The sequence below is a fragment of the Sphingomonas sp. PvP018 genome, from assembly GCF_017876865.1.
GTDB lineage: Bacteria > Pseudomonadota > Alphaproteobacteria > Sphingomonadales > Sphingomonadaceae > Sphingomonas > Sphingomonas aerolata.
Genome location: NZ_JAGIOU010000001.1, coordinates 2220687 through 2243302, shown reverse-complemented (window position 1 = coordinate 2243302; position 22616 = coordinate 2220687). Strand labels below are relative to the sequence as shown.

The window sequence follows — 22616 nt, the reverse complement described above, 5'->3', positions numbered from 1 at the left end:
CATTACACCGGCATGCTCATGATGTCCTTGTAGGCGGACAGGAGTTTGTTGCGGACCTGCAGCGTCGCCTCGAACCCGACCGACGCCTGCTGGCGCGCGAGCATCACTTTGGCGATGTCGACGGTCTCGCCGCGCTCATAGCTTTCGCTGAGCTTGGCGGCCTGGGTCTGGCCCTCGTTCACGCTCTTCAGCGCGGTTTCCATCGTGTCGCCGAAGCTGACGGGTTTCGTCTCGGTCGGCGCGACCATCGGGCCGGTCTGGCTGGCACGCGCGAGCGCCTGGTTGCGCTCGAGAATCTGCGAGCGCAGCGCCATGACGCGGTCGACGCTCATTGCGCCGCCGCCGATTCCGCTGACGCCGCTCATGCCGACATCACCCGGGCGAAGTCCTCACCCTGTTCGCGCGCCTTGGCGAGGCGGTAGCGCAGCGTGCGTTCCGAAATGCCGAGCCGGCGCGCGGTCTCGATCCGGCTGCCGCCGCATGCTTTCAGCGTCTCGCGGATCGCGGCGAACTCGCTCATCTGGACGATGGTACCCAGCGTGTCGGTCGGCGTTTCGGCGGGCGTCTCGGCAACGGGCACGAGCGGTTCGGCGATGGGCGCGACGACCGGCGCGGGGCGCGCGGCGAAGGTCATCGTCACCGGGCGATCGAACAGGATATGGCTCGCCTCGATCGTGTCGCCGCCGCAGAACAGCAGCGCGCGCTGGATCACGTTCTCGAGCTCGCGGACATTGCCCGGCCAGTCGTGCAGCATCAGCGCCTCGATCGCCGCGCGCGACGGCCAGGGAATGACGTTGCGGTTGCCGGCATGACGCAGGATCATCGTCGCGGCGAGCGCAGGGATATCCTGCGGCCGCTCGGCGAGCGACTTGGTGGTCAGCGGGAACACCGCGAGCCGGTAATAGAGATCGGCGCGGAACCGGCCGGCGGCGACCTCGCCCTGCAGGTCGCGATTGGCGCAGGCGATGACGCGGACGTCGATCGGCTGCGGCACGGTCGCGCCGAGCGGGACGACCTCGCGCTCCTGGAGCACGCGGAGCAGCTTGGCTTGAAGCGTCAGCGGCATCTCGGCAATCTCGTCGAGCAGGATCGTGCCGCCGTTGGCGGCGCGGAAAAAGCCCTCACCGCCCGATGACGCGCCGGTGAACGCGCCCTTCTGGTGGCCGAACAGCATCGCCTCAAGCATCGATTCGGGGAGTGCTGCGCAGTTGATTGCGATGAACGGGCCGGTCTTGCGCGGCGAACCATTGTGGATCGCGCGGGCCAGCACTTCCTTGCCGGTGCCGGTCGGACCGTTGATCAGCACGGTGATGTCGGCGGCGGCGACGCGCTCGGAGAGTGCGAGCAGCGCGAGCGATTCGGGGTCGGCGGCGGTCGGCATGTCGGGCCCGCCGATCAGCGCGCGGGCAAAGCCGTTGCCGACCGCGGTATCCTCGGCGGCAAAGCCGATCCGCGCGGGCGCGCCGTTGCGCGACGGGGTGACGCTGCGGCCTTCCGAACCGATCACGACGGTGCGCGCGGGGTAGGCGACGGGCTCGCCCTCGGCGACGAGGAACAGGTCGTTCGCGCCCGGCTGTGCGGTGTCGAGCGATCCGATCCCGAAGCCCTGCGCACGCAGGGACGAGACGAGCGCATATTTGCGCGCCGTGACGGCAGCGGATGGAAAGATCGAGCGCATGAAGTCCCCCTGTGACGATTCGGGAATGCGGCCTCGAGAGTAAAGGCGCGGTTAAATCGTGCCGCGTCGCGGCAAACTATTTCCGGGCGCGTTCGCACGCGCGTGTACGGGAGCGCGCCACGCCGGTGCGCGAGGGGCGGATTTTTTTCCCTAAAGCCCGGCGCAGGCCGGCCGTTACCCATCCTGACGGCTCGGTCCTTCGCCACGGGGGCGGCGGGGTAGCCGGCATGAAGGAGTTTGATCATGACTGTTATCGGGACCAACATCTCGTCGCTGCGCGCCGCGACGGCGTCGACCAATGCCAACGCTGCTCTGTCGACCGCGATGGAACGCCTCTCGACCGGCAAGCGCATCAACTCGGCCAAGGACGACGCAGCAGGTCTTGCGATCGCATCGTCGATGACTGCGCAGATCAAGGGCATGAACCAGGGCATCCGCAACGCTAATGACGGTATTGCTCTGGCGCAGACGGCCGAAGGCGCACTCGGCGAAGTCAGCAACATGCTTCAGCGCGTTCGCGAGCTGGCAGTGCAGGCCAAGAGCGGCACCTATTCGCAGGACGACCGCACGAACATCCAGGCAGAAGTTAGCGAGCTGACCACCCAGATCAATTCGGTGCTAACTGCTACCGAATTCAACGGCACCAAGCTTTTCAATAACACCGCAACGCCAAGCGCAGCAGCGGACAACTTTACGATCCAGGTTGGTGCGAACGCAAGCGACACGGTCGTGATCACGAAGCCTCAGGTCGATGCGACCGATTTTACAGATACAGGGTTTAACGTCAAAGGCGCCACCGCAGCTGACTCGATTACCGCCGCCTCGGCGACTCTGACAAACGTTGACGAAGCACTCAAGTCGGTTTCGATCGCGCGTGCGACGCTCGGTGCATCACAGAGCCGCTTGCAGTCGGCGGTCAACACGATGACCTCGAACTCGACCAATCTGTCGGACGCCAAGAGCCGCATCGAGGACGCTGACTTCTCGGCCGAGACTCAGGCGCTCGCCAAGGCGCAGATCCTCAGCCAGGCGTCGACCGCGATGCTGAGCCAGGCGAACCAGAGCCAGCAGGGCGTGCTGAAGCTGCTTCAGTAATCCGATCCCGGCGCCGGCACCGGCCCCCGATCGGGTGCCGGCGCCAGTCGGATCGTCCCCGGCGACGGGACGCAAAGAACCCCGGTGGCTCGCTGGCCGCCGGGGTTCTTTGCGTGTGCGCTGGCCGCGGGTTGGCTCGCTCCAGGCGTCGGGCCTTCGGATCAGGATCATCCTCCCCCGCCAGGGGGAGGTGGCGCCAAAGGCGACGGAGGGGGAGGACGCGCAACCGAGGTTTTCCCTTTCCGCCCCCTCCGTCAGGCTGCGCCTACCACCTCCCCCTGGCGGGGGAGGAACAGGATCGTGGTCAGACCTTGCGGGCGAGCGCGCGTTTCAGTTTCGCGTGCGCGGACGCCTTGATCTGGCAGACGCGGGCGGCGCCGATGTCGAAGACCGCGCCGATCTCCTCGAGGTTCATTTCCTCGACATAATAGAGCTGGATCACCTGCGCCTCGCGTTCCGGCAGCGCGGTGATCGCCGCGATCAGTGCACCGCGCAGGTCGCTGTCGGCGAGCTGTTCGAACGCGTCGGGGGAGTCGTCGGCGAACCATGGCATGTCGTCGGCATAGACCTCGTCGATCGAATCGAACCGGATCGCATCCGCGGTCACATAGTCGCTGCGCAGCTTGTCGATGCTGACGCCGATATGCTGGGCGATCATGGCGTCTCCGGGGGCCTTGCCCGTCTGGGCGGTGAGCGTGGAAATGGCGTCGGCATATTGCCGGCGGCGGCGCATCGCACCGCGCGTCGTCGTCGCCTGGCGCCGCAGTTCGTCGATCATCGCGCCGCGCAGGCGGGTCGCGACATAGGCCTTGAACGGCGTGCCGCGCTCCTCGAACCCGGCCGCCGCCTCGACCAGCGCGACGAGGCCGACCTGCACCAGATCCTCGACCTCGACGATGCTGCTCATGCTGCCATGCACGTGCCACGCGATCCGGCGGACCATGGCGAGATGCTGTTTGACGAGCTGGTCGGGGTCACCGCCGGGGCGTTGCTGGGGACGATAGGTGAGGGGCCCCGTCGGAATTTCGCCGGCGCGCGCGGGGCGGGCCTTGTCGAACGCCGCGGTCATCGGTTCGGCGCTCATGCGGCCAGTGCCTGCTGCGGTGCGCCGATGACCGCAACGACCTCGACCGCCTTGTCCTCGGGCACTTCGAAGAACGACATCACCGGGGTGTCGGGCAGGCAGGTGCGGACCAGCTTGCGGATCGCGAGGCGGATCGCGGGCTGGACGACGAGTGCGAACGGCTTGGCCTCGGCGATCAGCGGCTGCGCGGCATTCTGCAACGCCTCGACGATGCGGCGGCCGAGATCGGGTTCGATGACGTGGCGGCGCGACTGGTCGGCGCGCATCGCCTGGCCGAGCAGCCCCTCGAGATGCCCCTCGAGCGTCATCACGCGGAGCGGCTCGCGCATCCCGCACAGCTTCTGGATGATCAGCGCGCCGAGACGCGGGCGGATCAGTTCGATGATCTCCTCGGCATCCTGGCTGCGCTGGGCTGCGACCGCGATCGCGGCGGCGATGCTGCGGAACTCCTTGAGGGGAATGTTCTCGGCGAGCAGGCCCTTGAGAACCTGGGTCAGCGTCGTGATCGGGATCGGCGCGAGCGCGGTGACGAGTTGCGCCGCGCGCTCCTTCAGCCCGTCGAGCAGCGCCTGGACCTCGTCGGGGCCGAGCAGATCGGACGCAGTCTGGCCGAGCAGGTGATTGAGATGCGTCGCGACCACGGTGCCGGGATCGACGACGAGATAGCCCGCGCCGGTCGCCGCATCCGCGTCCGCGGTCGAGATCCAGGTCGCGTCGAGCCCGAAGGTCGGATCCTTGGTGGTCTTGCCGATCAGCGAGCCGAACGCCTGACCGGTGTCGAGCGCGAGCATGTCGTCGGGCGACACGGTGTCCTCGCCGACGACGACGCCGTTGACGATGATGCGGTAGACATAGGGAGCAAGGTTGATGTCGTCGCGGACGCGGACCTGCGGCACGACAAAGCCCAGCTCCTTCGACAGCTGGCGACGGACGCCGGTGATGCGGCCCATCAGCGGCGATCCGCGGCGGTCGTCGACCAGCGGCACGAGGCCGTAGCCGATGTCGAGATTCACCTGCATGCCGTCGGTGACCTCGTCCCAGCCGATCTTCGACTGGTCGATCGCCTCGACGGGGGCGATGACGACGGGGGCGGGGCGACGCTCGATCTGGCGCAGCTTCCAGGCTGCGAACCCGGCGATCGCGGCGGCGGGCAGGATAACCATGTGCGGCATGCCGGGCAGGACGCCGAGCAGCGCGAGGATGACCGCGACCGGCGTCCAAGTGCGCGGGGATCCGAACTGGCCGCCGATCTGGCCGGCGAGATCCTTGTCCGAGGTGACGCGCGTGACGATCGACGCCGCGGCGATCGACAGCATCAGCGAGGGCAGCTGTGCGACGAGCGCGTCGCCGATCGCGAGCAGGATGTAATTGTGCGCGGCATCCGCGATCGACATGCCGTGGCTGACCGGGCCGAGGATCAGGCCGCCGATGATGTTGGCGGCGAGGATCAGCATCGCCGCGACCGCGTCGCCCTTCACGAACTTCGACGAGCCATCCATCGAGCCGTAGAAATCGGCCTCGGTCGACACCTCGATACGGCGCGCCTTCGCCTCGTCGGGGGTGATCAGGCCGGCGTTCAGGTCGGCGTCGATCGCCATCTGCTTGCCGGGCAGCGCGTCGAGCGTGAAGCGCGCGCTGACTTCGGAGACGCGGCCGGCGCCCTTGGTGACGACGATCATGTTGATGATCATCAGGATCGCGAAGACGAAGATGCCGACGACGTAATCGCCGCCGATCAGGAAGGTGCCGAACGCCTCGATGACGTGACCCGCCGCGCTCTCGCCCTCATGGCCGTGGACGAGCACGATACGCGTCGAGGCGACGTTCAGGCCGAGGCGGAACAGCGTGGCAAACAGCAGCACGGTCGGGAAGGCGGAGAAGTCGAGCGGCTTCTGCGCGTTCAGGGCGACCATCAGCACGGCAAGGCTGATCGCGATGTTCGCGACGAAGAAGATATCGAGCATGAATGCCGGGATCGGCACGACCATGACGAGCACAAGCATCAGGATCGCGAGCGGCAGGACCGATGCACGGGCGTTGGAGAGCAGGCGGTTCATGGGTTCAGCCCCCCATCTTCGCGAGCATCAGATAGGCGAGCCGCGCGGTGTCGGGCGTCGGGCGGAGCAGGCTCGCCGAGGTCTGGCCCGCATTGAAGCCGGCGTTCCGGGTGCCGAACCGGCCCATCGTCGACGTTGCCCAGGCGAGCGCGTCCTCGGCGCTTTCATTGTTGCCGGTGACGACCGTGCTGCCGTCCATGTCGAGCGCCTGTGCGGCGAACTGGACCGAGCCGGTCGTGGCCGAACCGGTCGCGCCCGCGGCGGCGGCGCCGAGCTTCGTCGAGAATCGCTCGTAGATTGCCGACAGCGAGCGCGGCGTACCGTTGGACTCGTAGAAGACGCCGCGATTGGCGCGCGCGGCGGAAGGAAACAGCGCGGCGCCGCTCGCGTCGGGATTGGCCTGCATCGTCGTCAGGAACTTCGACGCGCCGCCGAGCCCCAGGAAATGCGCCATGTACAGATCGGTGCCGGTCGCGGTGCGGCCGAGCTTGCCCTCGAGCGCGTCCTTGTTGTCCGATGCATGTTCGGCCGCCATCATCGAGGCGGCGGCGGGATCGTTGCGCAGCGCGAGGATCGCCTGACGCGTGCCGGCATCCGCGACGCCCAGATGCCCGCCCGACGACTGGCCGATGCTGTCGGCCGCCCAGCCCAGGCCGTGCTCCGCGCCGTGCTTCTTGACGACCGCGAGCCAGCTCTGTTCGATGAACTGGTACAGACCCGACGCGCTCGACGTTCCCGCCTTGGCGTTGGCGTTAAGCCCGCTTTCGAGCTTCGCCTGGCCGAGCAGATAGTCGAAATCCACGCCCGTCTTGCTGCTCGCAAGCGCGATCGCGGACTGGATCCGGCCGGTAGTGATAGGATTGACGGTCATCCCGCGAGTAATGTCCCTGTTTCAGGACACTACAGCAAGGGGCGTGCCAGATCTTGTCCGGCTGCGCGGATCAGGCGTAGGCCGCACCCATGCGCGGGCGATAGCCGGCAATGCCGCCCTCGCCGGTCAAGGTTTGCAGGCGGCGGCGGACATTTGCCGCCATCAGGTTGGTATAGATGCGGCAGGTTTCGTTGAGGCGGTTCGCCTCGTCCGCCAGCTCGCGCAGTTCGGGACCGGCAGGGCCGGTGCCGAGCGTCGCCACGGCGTTGATGCCGTCGAGCTTTTGCGTGGTCGCGCGTTCCAGCCCGGCGACATCGTTGGATTTCAGCGCCGCGATCTCGGCATGCAGCGCGTCGATCACGCGCACCAGGGCGTCACGCCGGGTCATGCGGTGCCCATTCCAGTTTGAAGGCGAGGAGCCGGTCGGCGATCGTCGCGGGCAGGATCGGGAAGGTGCCGTTGGCGACCGCCTTCTTGACCGCGGCCACGCGCGCTTCGTTGATCGGGGCGGCGGCGGCCATCGTCCGCGCGAGCGCGATCGACGAGGTTGCCGAAGGTTCGGCCTCGACCGCACGGTCGGGCGCCTGCGCCAGAGGCTGGGCGGATGGCTGAACAGGCGTTGTCGCGGCGATGCGCGCGATGCTGCGCTCGCCTCCCGTCAACGGCTTCGAGCCGATCGATTCCACCATGTCTGCACCCTCTGGTTCTTGCTGACAGAGGGAGAAACGGCCGACGTGCGAAAAGCTTTAACAAAATTAATTCGTCCAGCCGGGCAGGGTCGCGCGGCCGCTGGCGACCGCGATCGCCTGGACCGGCGTGCGGGTGTCGTCGACCTTGACCATGAAGCGTGCGCCGGGGGCGGCATCGGCCAGCGCGACGCCCTCGCGACTGATCGAAAAGCCGTCGGTGCCCGCCTCGATCACGATCGGATCGCCGCGGCGGATGACGGGGGCGGCCTTCACGACCGGGGCATAGGCCGCACGGGTGGTGGCGGGCGTCGCGCCGGGGGCCGAGGCCGGGCGGATGACGGGGACGAAGATGCGCCAGGCGGGGCCGGCACAGGCGACGACCACCGCGTCATGCGCCTCGGTCCGCCACGACATCGCGACGGTCGGGCACGTCGCGAGCCGCAACCGCGAATCGACCGTCGTCCGCGCACCACCCTCGGCACCGATCGGCCGGCCGGTGAATGCCGAGACCGCGCGATCGAGCGCGGCGATATCCTGGAAGCCGGCGGACGGCGCACCGGCAGCGATCATCAACAGGGCGAGCATCATGAGGGGGTCCTTGGCGGTTCGCCGACAAAGGCTTGGGTGACGATGGCGGCGCGGCGGCCGGTGGTCGGCGAGGTCGCGAGCGTCACGCGGCCGGGGGCGACATGGGCGATCGCGGCCGCGACGGCGCGGGCACGGTCCGAGGCGAGGATCGCCGCGCTGTGCGTGACGGGGTCGACATCGCCGGGCGAGCCGTCGACCGATCCGGTGACGGTCAGCTGGACGCGCGGGTCCTGCACCGCGTCGCGCGCCCATGTCGCCAGCGTATCGGGTGACGTCGGCAGCACAGCCGAACCGACCGCGAAGTCGAGCATCCCGGCAGCGGCAACGGGCAGGGCCGTGGGTTGGGCAGCAGCAAGTGGACCGCCGGGTACAGGCAGTTTCGGCCGCGCTGTGTCGACGGTTGGCGTGACGGAGGCGCCGAAACCCTCGCGCAACCCGGCTGCCAGTGCTCGGGGCGCGAGCGGACGGTCGCTGGCGGTCTGCGTCGCCTGCAGGAGTACGAAGAAGCCGACGAGCAGCAAGGCGAGGTCGGCGAGCGTGATCAGCCAGAGCGGACGCCCGGGCTGCGGTTCGGGATAATCACCGACCGTCATGCGACGCTCATCAACGGTGCGCGCGGGGCCTCGCGCGCGGCGAGCGCGACCAGCGGTGCCTCGATCCGGGCACGTTCGAACGCCTCGTTGCGGCCTTGCGCGCGCAGGCGGTTGGCGACCGGCATGAAGACGAGGTTGGCGAGCAGCGCGCCATAGAGCGTCGCGAGCAGCGCGATCGCCATCGCGCCGCCAATCGCGGTCGGATCGCTCATCGTCGCGAACATTTGCGCGAGCCCGATCAGCGTGCCGACCATGCCCATCGCGGGCGCGAGTTCGGCGGCGCCTGCCCAGACCTCGGCGGCGGCGACGTGGCGTTCGATCCGCGCGTGGCGGCGATGCCGGATCAGCAACGCCACGTCGCTGGCGGTCGCGCCGTCGACGATCGCCGCGATACCGGCGGCGATGTCGGGATCGGCGATGACCGTGCGGTCGAGCGCCATCGCGCCGTGGCGTTGAGCGATACGACCGAGCGCGACGATCTGCTGGAGCAGCGCATCGCCGTCGAGCCGGGCGCGGCCGAGCGTCTTCAGCGCCGCGATCGCGCGGACCAGATCGCGCAGCGGTGTCCGCAAGGCGACGCCGAGGATCGTGCCGCCGCCGACGATGGCGAGGGCAGCAGGGTCGAGCAGATGGGCGAGCGTGATCATGTCCCGCAAGTCTTTGCAAGGGCCGGGCCAGTTCGCGATCTCCCGGTGAGCGGGACTCGCGCGGGCCTGTGGTTTGCCGGCTGCGCGACGGGTCGGCACCACGCCTGCCGGAACGATTGCCGCCACCTCTGCCGGAGCGGCAAGGCGTTGCCGGCCGGGTTGCCGCGCGCTTGCCGCCGGGCGGCAAAGCGGCATCATCCGGTCGGCGAGCGCGAATTGGCACGGGCATTGCTTTGGAAGGCTTGCGCAATTCAGCGCGGGAGTTCGGTCCAGTGTCAGGGGATTCGCTGTTCGGCGTTCATGGTGCGGCCCTCGAGGTGCGATCGCAGCGCATGGGGGTGCTCGCATCGAACATCGCCAATGCCTCGACCCCCGGCTTCAAGGCGCGCGACATCGACTTCAAGTCGGCGCTCGCGTCGCTCGAGACGGATGGCGCGGGCGGGATCGACGCGGCGACCAAGTATCGCGTGCCGACGCAGACCTCGATGGACGGCAACACCGTCGAGCTGAACCAGGAACAGACCGCGTTCGCCGAGAATGCGGTGCAGTACCAGACCACGCTGTCGTTCCTGAACGGGCGGATCAGCCAGGTCACCCGCGCGCTGAAGGGGGACTAAGCGATGGCCAATGCGCCGATGACGATTTTCCAGGTCGCGGGCCGCGCGATGTCCGCGCAGCTGTTGCGGATGAACACCACCGCGTCGAACCTCGCCAATGCGGGCGGTGTCGCCGGCTCCGCGGAGGCTGCGTACAAGACGATGAAGCCGGTGTTCCGCACCAGCTTCGACGCCGCCAGCGGCATGTCGACGGTCGATGTCGAGAAGGTCGTCACCGCCGGCGAGGCCCCCGCCAAGCGCTATGACCCGAACAATCCGATGGCCGACAAGGATGGCAACATCTTCGAGGCGGCGGTCGATGAAACGCGCGAGCTGGTCGACATGATGGAGACCGCGCGCAGCTACCAGAACAACGTCGAGGTGATGCAGACTGCGAAGTCGCTGATCATCGATACCCTCAAGCTAGGCCGCTGATCATGGCAAGTTCCTTCGACTCGACGCTTTCGAACCTCGGCATCACGCGCGCGACGACCGCCGCGACGACGACCACGGCATCCAATTCGACGACGCTCAATCAGTCCGACTTCCTGAAGCTGATGACCGCGCAGATGCAGAACCAGGATCCGTTCAACCCGGTCGACAACACCCAGATGGTCGCACAGATGGCGCAGTTCTCGAGCCTCGCCGGTATTTCCGAGATGAGCACGACGATGAAGTCGATCGCCGACAAGCTGAACGTGACCAGCGCCAGCGATGCGATGGCCTATGTCGGCAAGACCGTGCTGACCGCGGGCGACACGGCCTATGGTCGGACCAGCGGCGGACTGGCCGGCGGGATCGAGCTCGGCGCCGCGGCGAGCAACGTCAACGTCACGATCACCGATGCCAATGGCGGCGTGCTGAAGACCATGTCGCTCGGCAGCGCCGACAAGGGCACCGTGAACTACGACTGGGACGGCAAGACGGCGACCGGCGAGGATGCCGGGACGGGGCCGTTCAAGGTCATCGTCAACGCCCAGAATAATGGCACGACCGTTGCATCACAGAACCTTGTCTGGGCGCCGGTCCAGTCGGTTTCGACGACGACCGGTGCCGCCATCCTCACGCTACCGGGCCTCGGTGAGGTCCCCGTCACCGCGGTTCGCCAGATCGGCTGATCGCCCGCTGCTTGCCAGAATTCCAGGAGTAACCCGATGTCCTTCTATACCTCGCTTTCCGGCCTCCAGGCCTCGCAGACCGAAATGTCGACGATCTCGCACAACCTCGCGAACGTCTCGACCAACGGTTTCAAGAAGAGCCGTACCGAATTCGCCGACGTGATCGCGTCGAGCGTGTCGCTGAACCCGGCGCAGCAGATCGGGTCGGGCACCGTGGTGCAGGGCAATCGGCAGCAGTTCAGCCAGGGCAACCTCATCCAGTCGGCCAACGCGCTCGATCTCGCCGTGTCGGGCGACGGCTTCTTCGTGGTGAAGCCGAGCACGACGTCGCTCAACGTCAACTACACGCGCAATGGCGGCTTCCTGGTCGATGCCGATCGCTATGTGGTCGATTCGAACGGCAGCCATTTGCAGGTCTATCCGGTCGACGGTTCGGGCAAGGTCGTCGCATCGGGGCTCGATTCCGCGGTCAGCCTCCAGCTTCCCGCCACCAGCGGCAAGGCCGTTCCGACCGCGAACGTGTCGATGTCGCTGAACCTCAGTGCCAATGCCGCGATCCCGTCGACGACGACGTTCGACCGGTTCGACCCGACCAGCTACAACCAGTCGGCGCAGACGACGATCTATGATGCGAGCGGCAACGCGCAGACGCTGACCAATTATTTCAAGCGCACGACGACGCCCGATGCCGCCAACGGCAATACGAGCAGCTGGGAAGTGTTCAGCTATGTCGGCGACAAGCCGATGACCACCAACGGTGCGGCAAGCGTCAAGCTGGACTTCGACACCACCGGCAAGCTGACCGCGCCGACCACTGCGGTCGCGTTCGACCCGTTCACCACTGCAGGCAGCAGCACGACGCAGCAGTTCGGCTTCACCTTCGGGCTCGACACCACGCAGTTGGCATCGGCGTTCAACGTCGCCGCGCGCGCGCAGGACGGCAAGGCGGTCGGCCAGATCCAGGGCGTGACGATCGACGAGTCCGGCATCGTCAAGGCGAGCTTCTCGAACGGCGACACGCAGGCGCTCGGCCAGGTGATGCTCGCCAACTTCTCGAACCCCGAGGGTCTGCGCCAGCTCGGCAGCAGCTACTGGTCGGCGACCGGCATCTCGGGCGAGGCGAAGCTCGGCATCGCCGACGTCAACGGCTTCGGCAAGCTGATGTCGGGGACGATCGAGCGGTCGAACGTCGACATCACCGAAGAGCTCGTCTCGCTGATCGCGGCACAGCGCAACTTCCAGGCGAACTCGAAGGCCTTGGATACCGCAAGCCAGATCTCGCAGACCATCTTCAACATCCGCAGCTGATCCAGGGCGCGGACGGAGAACCCTGAATGGACAAGCTGGTCTACACCGCGGCGACGGGACTGCGCGCGCACATGGCGGCGCAGTCGGCGATCGCCAACAACATGGCGAACGCGTCGACCACCGGATTCCGCGCCGATCGCGTGGTGTTCGACCGGATCGACCTGAAGGGTGGTGGCCAGCAGTTCGAGGCGCGCGCGCCGACGTCGGAGGAAGTGACCGACGCCGACCGCGCGCCGGGGGCGATCCAGACCACGGGCCGGCCGCTCGACGTCGCGGTCACCGGCGCGACCGCATGGCTCGCGGTCCAGGCGTCGGACGGCTCCGAAGCCTATACGCGGCGCGGCGACCTGGAGATCGCGCCGTCGGGCGTGCTCCAGACCGGTGATGGTTTTCCGGTGATGGGATCGGGCGGGCCGATCACGATCCCACCCTATGACACGCTTTCGATCGCGGGCGACGGGACGATCTCGATCGTGCCGCAGGGTGGTGATGCGAATGCGCCGCAGGTGATCGACAAGCTGAAGCTGGCCGACACCAAGGGGTCGGACACGGTCAAGGGGCTCGACAATCTGTTGCGTGTGCGTGGTGGCGGCGTGCTGCCCGAGGATCTCGATGCGAAGGTGCAGGGCGGGGCGATCGAGGGATCGAACGTCAACATGACGCAGGCGCTGGTCGACATGATCGAGAATCAGCGCAGCTACGAGGTCCAGGCCAACATGCTGAAGTCCGCCAAGGACATGGATGAAAGCGGTGCATCGCTGATGCGCCTGCCGAGCTAAGGAAGGATTAGGCCATGAGCAGTTCCGCCATGCATATCGCGCGTACCGGGCTCGACGCCCAGGATACGCGCATGCGGGTCATTTCGAACAATCTCGCCAACGTGAACACGACGGGGTTCAAGAAGGACCGCGCCGCGTTCGAGACGCTGGCGTACCAGGTCGTGACCGCGCCGGGCGCGCAGTCGACGTCGGAGACGAAATACGCGACCGGGCTCAACCTCGGCACCGGCGTCCGGATCCAGGGCACTGCGCGGATCGATACGCAGGGATCGATGCAGACGACGGGCAACAGCCTCGACCTCGCGCTCGACGGCGACGGCTATTTTCAGGTGCAGATGCCCGGCGGCACGCTCGGCTACACCCGCGCGGGCAATTTCTCGCGCAGCCCCGAGGGGCTGATGGTGACCAGCGAGGGTTATCAGGTGATGCCCGGCATCACCGTGCCCGAGGGGACGACCAACATCACGATCGGCCAGGACGGTACCGTTTCGGCGACGATCCCCGGCCAGTCGGAAGCGCAGCAGATCGGCCAGATCCAGGTCGCAAGCTTCGCCAATGGTGCCGGGCTCCAGGCAACCGGCGACAATTACCTCGTCGAGACCGCCGCGTCGGGCGCCGCCAATCTGGGCGTTGCCGGGCAGGACGGCCGCGGTCGCGTGCGGCAGGGGATGCTCGAGGCGTCGAACGTCAACGTCGTCGAGGAGCTGGTCGACATGATCGAGACGCAGCGTGCGTATGAGGTCAATTCGAAGATGATCTCGGCGACCGACGACATGCTGAAATACGTCAACCAGAACATCTGATCGCAGGGCGCATCATGGCATTTCCGATCCCCACGCGCGCGCCGATCGCGCTCCTCGCGATTGTCGCCGGCACGCTCGCGCCGCTGTCGGCGCAGGCCAGGCTGTTCGGCAAGAAAGCGCCGCCCGAGGACTTCACCGTCGCACGGCCGCTGCCCGTGCCGGTGGCGTCGCCCGCGACCGGATCGATCTTCCAGGCGCAGGACGGCTATGCCGCGCTGTACGAGGGCTGGCGGGCGCGGAAAGTCGGTGACCCACTGACGATCGTGCTGGTCGAGCGCACCGCCGCGTCGAAATCCTCGGGCTCGAAGCTCGACAGCAGCGGCTCGGCGAGCATCACCCCGCCGACGACGGGCGCACTGAACCTGTTCAACCGCGCCGATGCGACGATCAGCGGCGGGCGCAACTTCAACGGCGCGGGTGCCGCCGACCAGGCGAACTCGCTGTCGGGCGAAGTCAGCGTGACGGTCGCCGAAGTCTATCCCAACGGCACGATGCTCGTGCAGGGGCAGAAGCGCGTGACGCTCAACCGCGGCGACGAGTTCCTCAAGATCAAGGGGCTGGTGCGCACCGCCGATGTCGACCGCGACAACCGCGTGCTGTCGACGCGGGTCGCCGATGCGCAGATCTCGTACACCGGCAAGGGCGACGTCGCCCGCGCCGGCCGCCAGGGGTGGCTCAGCCGCTTCTTCTCCGTCGTCAGCCCTTTTTGAGGCCGTGACCATGCGCTTCCTGCTCGCCCTTCTCGCCTCGCTCCTGATCGCTGCACCGGCGTCTGCCGACCGGATCAAGGATCTGGGCGGGTTCCAGGGGATCCGGTCGAACCAGCTGACCGGCTACGGCATCGTCGTCGGGCTGCCCGGCACGGGCGACGACAATCTGGAATATACCGTCCAGTCGCTGAAAGCGGTCGCGTCGCGCTTCGGGCTGCAGCTGCCGCCCAACGCCAATCCGGGGATGAAGAACGCCGCGGTGGTGATGATCACCGCCGAACTGCCGCCCTTCGCCAAGCCCGGCCAGCGGCTCGACATCACCGTCGCGTCGATGGGCAAGGCCAAGAGCCTGCGCGGCGGCAGCCTGATCATGACGCCGCTGCTCGGCGCGGATAACCAGATCTATGCGATGGCGCAGGGCAATCTCGCGGTCGGCGGGCTTGGCGCGGAAGGTGCGGATGGCTCCAAGATCGTCGTAAACATCCCCTCGACCGGGCGCATTCCCGAGGGCGCGACGGTCGAACGGGCGGTCGCGACCGGGTTCGACAGCGCGCCGATGCTGACCTTCAACCTTGCGCGCGCCGATTTCACCACCGCGCAGAACGTCGCGGGCGCGATCAATTCGAAGCTGGGCTTCGGCAGTGCACAGGCGATCGACGCGGTTTCGGTCGCGGTCCGCGCGCCGGTCGGTGCGGACGTTCGTGCGACCCTGATGTCGACGATCGAGAATCTCGACGTCGTCTCCGCCGAGCCCTCGGCAAAAGTAATCGTAAATGCGCGCACCGGTACGGTCGTTATAAACTCCGCGGTGCGCGTGGGGCCTGCCGCGGTGACGCATGGGAAGCTGACGGTGCGGATCGACGAGAAGCCACAGGTGAGCCAGCCCGCGCCGTTCAGCCAGGGCCAGACCGTCGTCACGCCGAACAGCGCGGTCGCGGTCGAGGAGGAGCGTCGCCCGATGTTCCTGCTGAACCCCGGCCCCAGGCTTGCCGACATCGTCAAGGCGGTGAACGCGATCGGCGCGTCGCCCGCCGATCTGGTCGCGATCCTCGAGGCGCTGAAGGAAGCCGGCGCGCTCAAGGCCGAGTTGATCGTCCTGTGAGCTCGATCACAGCCCCCGGCCCGATCGATGCGGGCGGCATCTCGACCGATACGAGCCGGCTGAAGTCGAACGACAATCTCGACAAGGCGGGCAAGAAGTTCGAGGCGGTCTTCACCGGCATGATGCTGAAGAGCATGCGCCAGGCGAAATTAAGCGATTCGCTGTTCGAATCGAAGGCCCTCGACACCTTTACCGAAATGCAGGACGCCCGCGTCGCGCAGACCATGGCCGAGCACACGCCGCTCGGCATCGGCAAGGCGATGACCGATTTCCTCGCCAAATCGCAATCCGATCTTAACCCGGGCGCGGCAGAGCCGTCGCCATGAGCGACCTCCTGTCGATCGGCGCGTCAGGCGTGCGGGCGTACCAGACCGCGCTGAACACCGTGTCCGAGAACATCGCGAACACCGGCACCGCGGGTTATACCCGGCGGACGACGAATCTCGGCCAGGTGACCTCGATCGGCAGTGGCATCAATGCGAGCGTCGCGACGGGCAGCAACGGCGTCACCGTCACCGGCATCTCGCGCTCGGCCGACACGTTCCGTTCGCTCGCGGTCCGCAACGCCGGGTCGGATCTTGCCAGGACGGAGACCGCGGCGGCCTGGCTCGGGCGGATCGAGACGTCGCTGACCGATAACAAGCTCGGCGACCGACTAACCAGCTTCTTTTCCGCCGCGCAGACCTTGTCGGCGGACCCGACCTCGGTGCCGGCCCGGTCGGTGATGCTCGAATCCGCGACCAGCGCGGCCGCGGCGTTCACCGCGACGGGCAAGGCGCTCGACACCGCGGCGGCCGATCTCGACACCGCGACGCGCCAAGCGACGCAGACGCTCAATTCGTTCGGCACCGCGCTCGCCAAGGTCAATGACGGCATCGCGCGTAGCCAGAAGGGGTCGACCAACGCCGCGCAGCTCGGCGACCAGCGCGACCAGTTGCTCGAGCAGATGAGCACGATCACCGATATCAGTACGGAGTTCGACGATCTCGGCCGTGCGACGGTGCGGCTGGGCGGCGCGAGCGGCCCGGTATTCGTGGCGGGACCCGATGCGGGCAATGTCAGCTATCTGAAGAATGACGAGGGCGCGGTCGGGTTCGTCGTGCAGCGGACGGGCACGACATCGGCGGTGACGCCGTCGGGCGGCGCGCTGGCCGGCTATGCCGAGGGCGCGCAGAAGATCGTTGCGGCGCGCGACACGCTGAACGGCATCGCGACCGATTTCACCACGCAGGTCAATGCCATCCAGGCGCAGGGGCGCGATCTCGACGGCAAGGCGGGCACGCCGTTGTTCAAGACCGGCGACACTCCGACCAGCATCACCGTCGCGCTGACCGATCCGCGCGGTATTGCCGCGGCGGGCGCGACCGGCGGCGCGCGCGATGCGTCGAACCTGGCCGCGCTACTCGCGACGCGCGACCCGACGACGGGCAGCGAACAGCGGCTGACCAACATGATCACCAGCAATGCGGCGTCGCTGGAGCAGCGCAAGCTGGTCGGCGATGCGCAGGGCGCGATCCGCGACGGCGCGGTGACCGCACGCGACTCGGGCAGTGGTGTCGACCTCGACAGCGAGGCGGTCGACCTGCTCCGCTTCCAGCAGGCCTATCAGGCGTCGAGCCGCGTCATCCAGACCGCGCGCGACATCCTCCAGACCATCCTCGAGATCCGGTAGGCCTTATGCAGATCGCGACCAGCCTGTTCTACGACCGCTCGGCCAAGGCGATGAATACGCTGTCGAAGCAGGCGGACGCGTTGCAGACGCAGATCTCGTCCGGCATCAAATTCACCGCGCCCTCGTCCGACAGCGCCGCCTATCAGCGGCTGGCGGGGCTCGCGCGCGATGCCGTCGACGACAAGGCCTATGCCGCGAACCTGACGACCGCCGCATCGGTGCTGAAACAGTCGGACACCACGCTCAGCGCGATCACCGCGCAGTTGCAGCGCGTGTCCGAACTCACGGTGCAGGCGCGCAACGGCACGCTGAGCGGCGATGCGCGCAAGGCGATCGGTGTCGAAATTGCGGGGATCGTCGATACGATCGCGAGTCTTGCGAACGTGAAGGACCTGCGCGGCCAGCCGATCTTCGGCGGCGCGGACGGCGGGCCCGCGGCGGTGAAGCAGGCCGATGGCAGCTATGCGCTGGCGACGACCAGTGTCTCGCCGATCCCGGTCGGCGACGGCGCGAGCGTGCAGGCGAACGAATCGGCGTCGCGCGTGCTGCGCGCCGACGGCAAGGACACGCTGGCGGTATTGAGCGCGATCGCGACCGCGCTCCAGGCCGAAAGCTATGATCCCGCCTCGCTCGATACCGCGCTCGACGATCTGTCGGCGGCGTCGGAACAGGTGTCGTCGATCCAGGCGTCGCTCGGTGCGCGCGCGTCGCGGGTCGATCTCGAAACCGCCCGGCTGAAGGACGTCGCGGTCGACCGCGAGGACACCCGCCAGTCGATCGAGGGCACCGACATCACGACGGCGATCACCGAATTGCAGAAGACGATGACGATCCTGTCGGCGACTCAGGCGAGCTTTTCGAAGCTCAGCGCGCTGTCGCTGTTCGATTATCTTCGCTGAGCGCATTTATAGAGCGGATCGGGCGGGTCCGGTAACCGGATAGCTACGAAATCCGGTTAATCCTCCGGCGACAGGGCCGGCGTTCCGGGCTTTGGGGGAATTTCCAGCACCATGTTTCCGATTATCGGCATCGTCGTTTTGCTCGTCATGGTGTTCGGCGGCTTCGCGTTCACCGGCGGGGCGCTCGGCCCCGTGCTTGAGGCGATCCCGCACGAGATGCTCATCATCGGCGGTGCCGCCGCCGGCGCGCTGATCATCGGCAATTCGGGCAAGGAGCTGAAAGGGCTCGGCGGCGGGCTGATGAAGGTGTTCAAAGGCCCGAAATACAAGAAGCAGGATTATCTCGACGTCATCTTTCTCGTCAGCAAGCTGATGAAGATGCTGCGCGTCGACGGGCCGATCGCGCTCGAGCCGCATGTCGAGGATCCCAATTCCTCCGCGGTGTTCGCCGAATACCCCAAGCTGCTGAAGGATCACGCGCTGATCAACCTGATCGCCGACACGCTGCGCCTCGTCGTGGTGTCGAGCGGTACACTCGACGTGCACGCGGTCGAGGAGGTGATGGACCAGTCGATCAAGACGCATCATCATGAGGAGGAAAGTGCGCACGGCACGCTGACCAGCCTCGCCGACGCGCTGCCCGCGCTCGGTATCGTCGCGGCGGTGCTCGGCGTGGTGAAGACGATGGGATCGATCGACAAGCCGCCGTCGGTGCTCGGCTCGATGATCGGGTCGGCGCTGGTCGGCACGTTCATGGGCGTGCTGCTGGCCTATGGCATGGTCGCACCGCTGGCGAACCGGCTGAAGCAGGTGCTCGACGCGGACGCCTCGATCTACGGCGTGGTGAAGCAGATCATCATCGCCTCGCTCCACGGCCACCCGCAGCCGCTGGTGATCGAGGCGGCGCGCTCGGGGATCGCGCATCGCAACCAGCCGGGCTTCGCGGAAGTCTTTGACGGGCTGCGCGGGAAGTAGGATGGCACGCGCGCCGCACGGGGCGAACCAGCCGCCCAAGATCATCGTCAAGAAGGTCTATATCGAGGGCCATGGCGGCCATCATGGCGGTGCCTGGAAGGTCGCCTATGCCGATTTCGTGACCGCGATGATGGCGTTCTTCCTGCTGCTGTGGATCCTCGGCGCGACGACCGAGAAACAGCGCAAGGGCATTGCCGACTATTTCGCGCCGACGCTGATCGACACGCACACGCTGGGGATCGGCGGCGGTGCGCTGCTCGGTGGCGAATCGATCCTGTCGAAGAACAAGATCGGTCCGCAAGCCGGACAGACCAGCCTGCCGCAGATCGCCATTCCGAACGCAGGGGCGGGCGGCGCGGACACCGGCACCGGGCCAAAGGGCAACAAGAAGGGGCTCGACGCGCTGAATGCGGAGGATCGCCGCAATTTCGACGCGATGCGCCGCAAGGTGCTCCGCCAGATCGAACAGTCGAAGAACCTGTCGCGTCTCGCGAGCCATATCCGCTTCGTGCCGACCCAGGACGGGATGCGCATCGACCTGATCGACGATGCCGATTATTCGATGTTCGCGCTGGGCACGACGGCGCTCGACGCCAGGGCAGGCGATCTGATCGGGATGATCGCGGGATCGATCGCAGGGTCGGCGAACCCGATCATGATCCGCGGGCATACCGACAGCGTGCCCTATGGCGATCCGCGCGCGATGAACAACTGGATGCTCTCGTCGGGCCGCGCCGAGGCGACACGACGGCGGCTGCTCGCCGGCGGCACGCCCGAGGCGCGCTTCGAACGGATCGAGGGTGTCGCGGACCGCGAGCCGCTGATCGTCAAGAACCCGAGCGATCCGCGCAACCGGCGCGTCGCGATCACCCTGCTCTACCGTCGGGGTCGTTTCGGCAGCTAGTCCGGCGCGACGCCCCGGCCGGTGTCAACCGGGGCGGTGAGGGGCGGCAGTGGCGCGTGCGACCTGCCTAATGCGAAAAGGGGCCGGTGGCGAACCACCGGCCCCTGCAGGCGCTCGTATCGATCGACCCGCGTTGCTTATTCGGCGACAGCCTCGACCTTGCGCTTGCGCTGCGGCGCAGCAGCCGGGGCTTCGGTCTTGCGGGCGCCGGGCTTGCGACCGAGACCGATCTTCTTGGCCATGGCACGGCGGCTTTCCGAATAGGTCTCGGCGACCATCGGATAGTCCGGCTTCAGCCCGTAGCGTTCGCGATATTCGATCGGCGTCATGCCGTGTGTCGCCAGGTGGCGGCGCAGTGTCTTGTATGGCTTGCCGTCGATCATTGAGATGATGTGATCTTTCGATGCCAGCGATTTCCGGACCGAAACTGCCGGGGTGTATTCGGCGACGGGCTCGACCACGGGCTCCTCCGTCGACGTGCCCAGCAATGCAGACACGGTGTCGTGCATCTTGCCGAGGAACGACGGAACCTCTTCGGCGGACGTGCGCGTATTGGGGTTTGTCAGCCACGCGATCGTCAGTTCGGTCGCCAATTCAACAGCGTTCAGCTCAATAATGTCTTCGGACATGATATGCTCCAGTCTTTGATCGACGCCTACGCCTAGAGAGCCCTATAATCAACATCCGATTTGAACCTATTATGCCATTTGCTATGCATTTTCTTCCAAAAGCCGTGCGGCACGGTCTCAAGACGCAATTTCCCCAGCTTGGATGCAGTCTCCAGGAAGATCGCGAAGTGGTCCGGGCAGCCACTTACTATAGGGGATAATGTCCGATATCTTCATTAACTATGATGCAGATCAGGCCTGATTGATCCGTGGAATGAATATGGGACCGGTACCATGGACCTGAATGCTACTGCGGAGGAAAGACGGTTGACCCTAACCCCTCACGGTCTTTGATAGTCCTTCCGAAGTCTGGGGCGGCGTGCGGCTGAGGTCGGCCAGCTCAAGCCGGACGCGCGCGCAGCAGTGCATCGAACCCGGGCAGCAGGCCTAACGCTGGAGCGCCGATCTGACGGCGGACCGGGCCTCGGTTGCCGAGGTGGTCGGTAATGTGAGAGCTAAGATCTGATTGCTTGGGGCATTGCCGATCGGCTGCCCGACGGTCCGCCCAAGGCGCTGACCGTCGTCTCACCCGCTCGGCGAGAATGGTGCCCGGAAGAGGACTCGAACCTCCACGACCTTGCGATCGCCAGCACCTGAAGCTGGTGCGTCTACCAATTCCGCCATCCGGGCACGGGGTAGGAGGGCGCCTCTAGTGGAGGGTTGCGATGCTTGTCAACAACCCTCTTGCTGGGGCAAAGGGCGGGCAGGCATAAAGAATTGGACGGACGGGCGATGAACGACAGACTGGTGACGCTGATCGGGGGCGGAGGTTTCGTCGGCCGCTATGTCGCGCAGGCGCTGCTGGCGTCGGGTGCGCGGGTCCGGATCGCACAGCGCGATCCGCGGCAGGCGTTTTTTCTCAAGCCGCTCGGCGGGCTCGGGCAGACGCAATTCGTCGGCGCCGACGTAACCAAGCCCGCGACGATCGCGCAGGCGGTGCAGGGTGCCGACATCGTCGTGAATCTGGTCGGGGTGCTGGCGGGTGATTTCCACGGCGTCCAGGCGCTCGGCGCGCGGACCGTGGCGGAGGCCGCCGCCACGGCGGGGGTCGGCGCGCTGGTCCATGTCTCGGCGATCGGTGCGGACGCCGCATCGGACTCGGCCTATGGCAAGTCGAAGGGCGAGGGCGAGGCGGCGGTCCGTGCGGCCTTCCCCAACGCGACGATCCTGCGGCCGTCGATCATCTTCGGGCAGGAGGATCAGTTCGTGAACCGCTTCGCCGGGATGATCGCCAAGGCGCCGGTCGTGCCCGTGCTGCGCGCAGGAGCAAAGTTCCAGCCCGTGTTCGTCGGCAATGTCGCGGACGCGATCGTCGCCGCGGCCGTGGCTCCCGAGACGTTCGGCGGCAAGACGCTGGAGATCGGCGGGCCCGACGTCATCACCATGGGCAACCTGATCCGCTGGATCGCCGCCGCGATCGGCCGCGAACCGTCGATCGTCGAATTGCCCGATTTTGCCGGGGCACTGATCGCCAAGGCCGGGTTCCTGCCAGGCGCGCCGATCACCCAGGATCAGTGGCGGATGCTGCAGAGCGACAATATCGTCACCGGGGTCGACGGGTTGAAGGCGATGGGGATCGAGGCGACGCCGATGTCGACGGTCGCGCCGGGCTGGCTCGTCCGTTTCCGCAAGGCTGGGCGGTTCGGCCGCCGTGCCGCAACTCGGGCCGACACCCAGGCGGACATGCATTCGGCGACCCACGTGGCCTGATCCCGATGCGGGTCCAGCCGCCATCGACACTGATCGACCAGTCCTGATTCACCGCGCTGCGGGAGCTTTT

The 22616-nt window shown here is 66.9% G+C and carries 26 protein-coding genes and 1 tRNA gene; 15 read left to right on the top strand and 12 right to left on the bottom strand.

What is annotated here, in order from left to right; translation table 11 throughout:
• Positions 1-2: 2 nt before the first annotated feature.
• Together fliE and J3A66_RS09810 are read right to left on the bottom strand one after the other, a co-directional pair.
• Positions 3-365: a flagellar hook-basal body complex protein FliE gene (fliE, locus tag J3A66_RS09815; RefSeq protein ID WP_056409658.1), complete on the bottom strand. Its 363-nt coding sequence runs from the start codon at positions 363-365 to the stop codon at positions 3-5.
• Positions 362-1678, bottom strand: coding sequence for a sigma 54-interacting transcriptional regulator (locus J3A66_RS09810; RefSeq protein ID WP_209568527.1), 1317 nt, complete (start codon positions 1676-1678; stop codon positions 362-364). The genes fliE and J3A66_RS09810 overlap by 4 nt, the downstream gene beginning before the upstream one ends.
• A 243-nt stretch (positions 1679-1921) precedes the next feature.
• Between J3A66_RS09810 and J3A66_RS09805 the strand changes: the two genes are divergently transcribed.
• Complete coding sequence (locus J3A66_RS09805; RefSeq protein ID WP_209568525.1) at positions 1922-2773, top strand: flagellin; 852 nt, start codon at positions 1922-1924, stop codon at positions 2771-2773.
• A 304-nt stretch (positions 2774-3077) separates the two neighbouring features.
• Here J3A66_RS09805 and J3A66_RS09800 read toward each other — a convergent pair whose 3' ends face one another.
• The 8 genes from J3A66_RS09800 to J3A66_RS09765 all read right to left on the bottom strand — a co-directional run bounded on the left by J3A66_RS09800 (position 3078) and on the right by J3A66_RS09765 (position 9302).
• Positions 3078-3857 (bottom strand): FliA/WhiG family RNA polymerase sigma factor, encoded by a 780-nt coding sequence (locus J3A66_RS09800; RefSeq protein WP_209568523.1) that lies wholly within the window; start codon positions 3855-3857, stop codon positions 3078-3080.
• Complete coding sequence (flhA, locus tag J3A66_RS09795; protein ID WP_056672994.1) at positions 3854-5914, bottom strand: flagellar biosynthesis protein FlhA; 2061 nt, start codon at positions 5912-5914, stop codon at positions 3854-3856. Before flhA ends, J3A66_RS09800 begins: the two co-directional genes overlap by 4 nt.
• A 4-nt stretch (positions 5915-5918) precedes the next feature.
• Positions 5919-6785: a lytic transglycosylase domain-containing protein gene (locus J3A66_RS09790; protein WP_166746670.1), complete on the bottom strand. Its 867-nt coding sequence runs from the start codon at positions 6783-6785 to the stop codon at positions 5919-5921.
• Positions 6786-6855: 70 nt separating this feature from the next.
• Positions 6856-7173, bottom strand: a complete 318-nt coding sequence (locus J3A66_RS09785) for a hypothetical protein (protein WP_031394268.1) — start codon at positions 7171-7173, stop codon at positions 6856-6858.
• On the bottom strand, positions 7160-7474 hold the full coding sequence (flgM, locus tag J3A66_RS09780; RefSeq protein ID WP_209568521.1) for a flagellar biosynthesis anti-sigma factor FlgM: 315 nt from the start codon (positions 7472-7474) through the stop codon (positions 7160-7162). The genes J3A66_RS09785 and flgM overlap by 14 nt, the downstream gene beginning before the upstream one ends.
• Positions 7475-7540: 66 nt before the next feature.
• On the bottom strand, positions 7541-8062 hold the full coding sequence (locus J3A66_RS09775) for a flagella basal body P-ring formation protein FlgA (protein WP_320481756.1): 522 nt from the start codon (positions 8060-8062) through the stop codon (positions 7541-7543).
• A complete protein-coding gene (locus J3A66_RS09770) occupies positions 8059-8655 on the bottom strand; it encodes a flagellar motor protein MotB (protein ID WP_209568520.1) in 597 nt (198 codons plus the stop codon). Before J3A66_RS09770 ends, J3A66_RS09775 begins: the two co-directional genes overlap by 4 nt.
• Positions 8652-9302, bottom strand: coding sequence for a MotA/TolQ/ExbB proton channel family protein (locus J3A66_RS09765; protein WP_209568518.1), 651 nt, complete (start codon positions 9300-9302; stop codon positions 8652-8654). Before J3A66_RS09765 ends, J3A66_RS09770 begins: the two co-directional genes overlap by 4 nt.
• Before the next feature lie 272 nt (positions 9303-9574).
• On the opposite strand from J3A66_RS09765, the gene J3A66_RS09760 reads away from it, so the two are divergent.
• The 13 genes from J3A66_RS09760 (at position 9575) to J3A66_RS09700 (ending at position 20168) form a co-directional block, all read left to right on the top strand.
• Positions 9575-9919, top strand: coding sequence for a flagellar basal body protein (locus J3A66_RS09760; protein WP_031440256.1), 345 nt, complete (start codon positions 9575-9577; stop codon positions 9917-9919).
• Between the two features lie 3 nt (positions 9920-9922).
• On the top strand, positions 9923-10333 hold the full coding sequence (gene flgC / locus J3A66_RS09755) for a flagellar basal body rod protein FlgC (protein ID WP_031394680.1): 411 nt from the start codon (positions 9923-9925) through the stop codon (positions 10331-10333).
• A 2-nt stretch (positions 10334-10335) separates the two neighbouring features.
• A complete protein-coding gene (locus J3A66_RS09750; protein WP_031394681.1) occupies positions 10336-11016 on the top strand; it encodes a flagellar hook capping FlgD N-terminal domain-containing protein in 681 nt (226 codons plus the stop codon).
• A 36-nt stretch (positions 11017-11052) separates the two neighbouring features.
• The gene (locus tag J3A66_RS09745; protein WP_056672988.1) at positions 11053-12324 is read left to right on the top strand and encodes a flagellar hook protein FlgE; all 1272 of its coding nucleotides are present in this window, start codon (positions 11053-11055) and stop codon (positions 12322-12324) included.
• 26 nt (positions 12325-12350) lie between these two features.
• Positions 12351-13103 carry a flagellar basal body rod protein FlgF gene (locus tag J3A66_RS09740; protein WP_031394683.1) on the top strand — a complete coding sequence of 251 codons (753 nt, stop codon included), beginning with the start codon at positions 12351-12353 and terminating at the stop codon, positions 13101-13103.
• A 14-nt stretch (positions 13104-13117) separates the two neighbouring features.
• Entirely contained in the window at positions 13118-13906 is a 789-nt protein-coding gene (gene flgG / locus J3A66_RS09735; RefSeq protein ID WP_031394684.1) for a flagellar basal-body rod protein FlgG, read from the top strand.
• Between the two features lie 14 nt (positions 13907-13920).
• Positions 13921-14616: a flagellar basal body L-ring protein FlgH gene (locus tag J3A66_RS09730; protein WP_159512016.1), complete on the top strand. Its 696-nt coding sequence runs from the start codon at positions 13921-13923 to the stop codon at positions 14614-14616.
• 10 nt (positions 14617-14626) lie between these two features.
• Positions 14627-15718: a flagellar basal body P-ring protein FlgI gene (locus tag J3A66_RS09725; protein WP_192099153.1), complete on the top strand. Its 1092-nt coding sequence runs from the start codon at positions 14627-14629 to the stop codon at positions 15716-15718.
• On the top strand, positions 15715-16044 hold the full coding sequence (locus tag J3A66_RS09720; RefSeq protein ID WP_209568516.1) for a rod-binding protein: 330 nt from the start codon (positions 15715-15717) through the stop codon (positions 16042-16044). The genes J3A66_RS09725 and J3A66_RS09720 overlap by 4 nt, the downstream gene beginning before the upstream one ends.
• Positions 16041-17390, top strand: a complete 1350-nt coding sequence (gene flgK, locus J3A66_RS09715; protein WP_209568514.1) for a flagellar hook-associated protein FlgK — start codon at positions 16041-16043, stop codon at positions 17388-17390. The genes J3A66_RS09720 and flgK overlap by 4 nt, the downstream gene beginning before the upstream one ends.
• Positions 17391-17395: 5 nt before the next feature.
• Positions 17396-18289, top strand: coding sequence for a flagellin (locus J3A66_RS09710; protein WP_192141023.1), 894 nt, complete (start codon positions 17396-17398; stop codon positions 18287-18289).
• Between the two features lie 111 nt (positions 18290-18400).
• The gene (gene motA, locus J3A66_RS09705; protein WP_031394196.1) at positions 18401-19264 is read left to right on the top strand and encodes a flagellar motor stator protein MotA; all 864 of its coding nucleotides are present in this window, start codon (positions 18401-18403) and stop codon (positions 19262-19264) included.
• Position 19265: 1 nt separating this feature from the next.
• The gene (locus J3A66_RS09700) at positions 19266-20168 is read left to right on the top strand and encodes a flagellar motor protein MotB (protein ID WP_031441540.1); all 903 of its coding nucleotides are present in this window, start codon (positions 19266-19268) and stop codon (positions 20166-20168) included.
• 137 nt (positions 20169-20305) lie between these two features.
• Here the strand turns inward: J3A66_RS09700 and J3A66_RS09695 are convergent, their stop codons facing one another.
• Entirely contained in the window at positions 20306-20797 is a 492-nt protein-coding gene (locus tag J3A66_RS09695; protein WP_031394198.1) for a MucR family transcriptional regulator, read from the bottom strand.
• A gap of 582 nt (positions 20798-21379) precedes the next feature.
• A tRNA-Leu gene (locus tag J3A66_RS09690) sits at positions 21380-21466 on the bottom strand.
• A 102-nt stretch (positions 21467-21568) separates the two neighbouring features.
• Here J3A66_RS09690 and J3A66_RS09685 point away from each other — a divergent pair.
• Positions 21569-22546: a complex I NDUFA9 subunit family protein gene (locus tag J3A66_RS09685; protein ID WP_209568512.1), complete on the top strand. Its 978-nt coding sequence runs from the start codon at positions 21569-21571 to the stop codon at positions 22544-22546.
• Positions 22547-22616 lie beyond the last annotated feature (70 nt).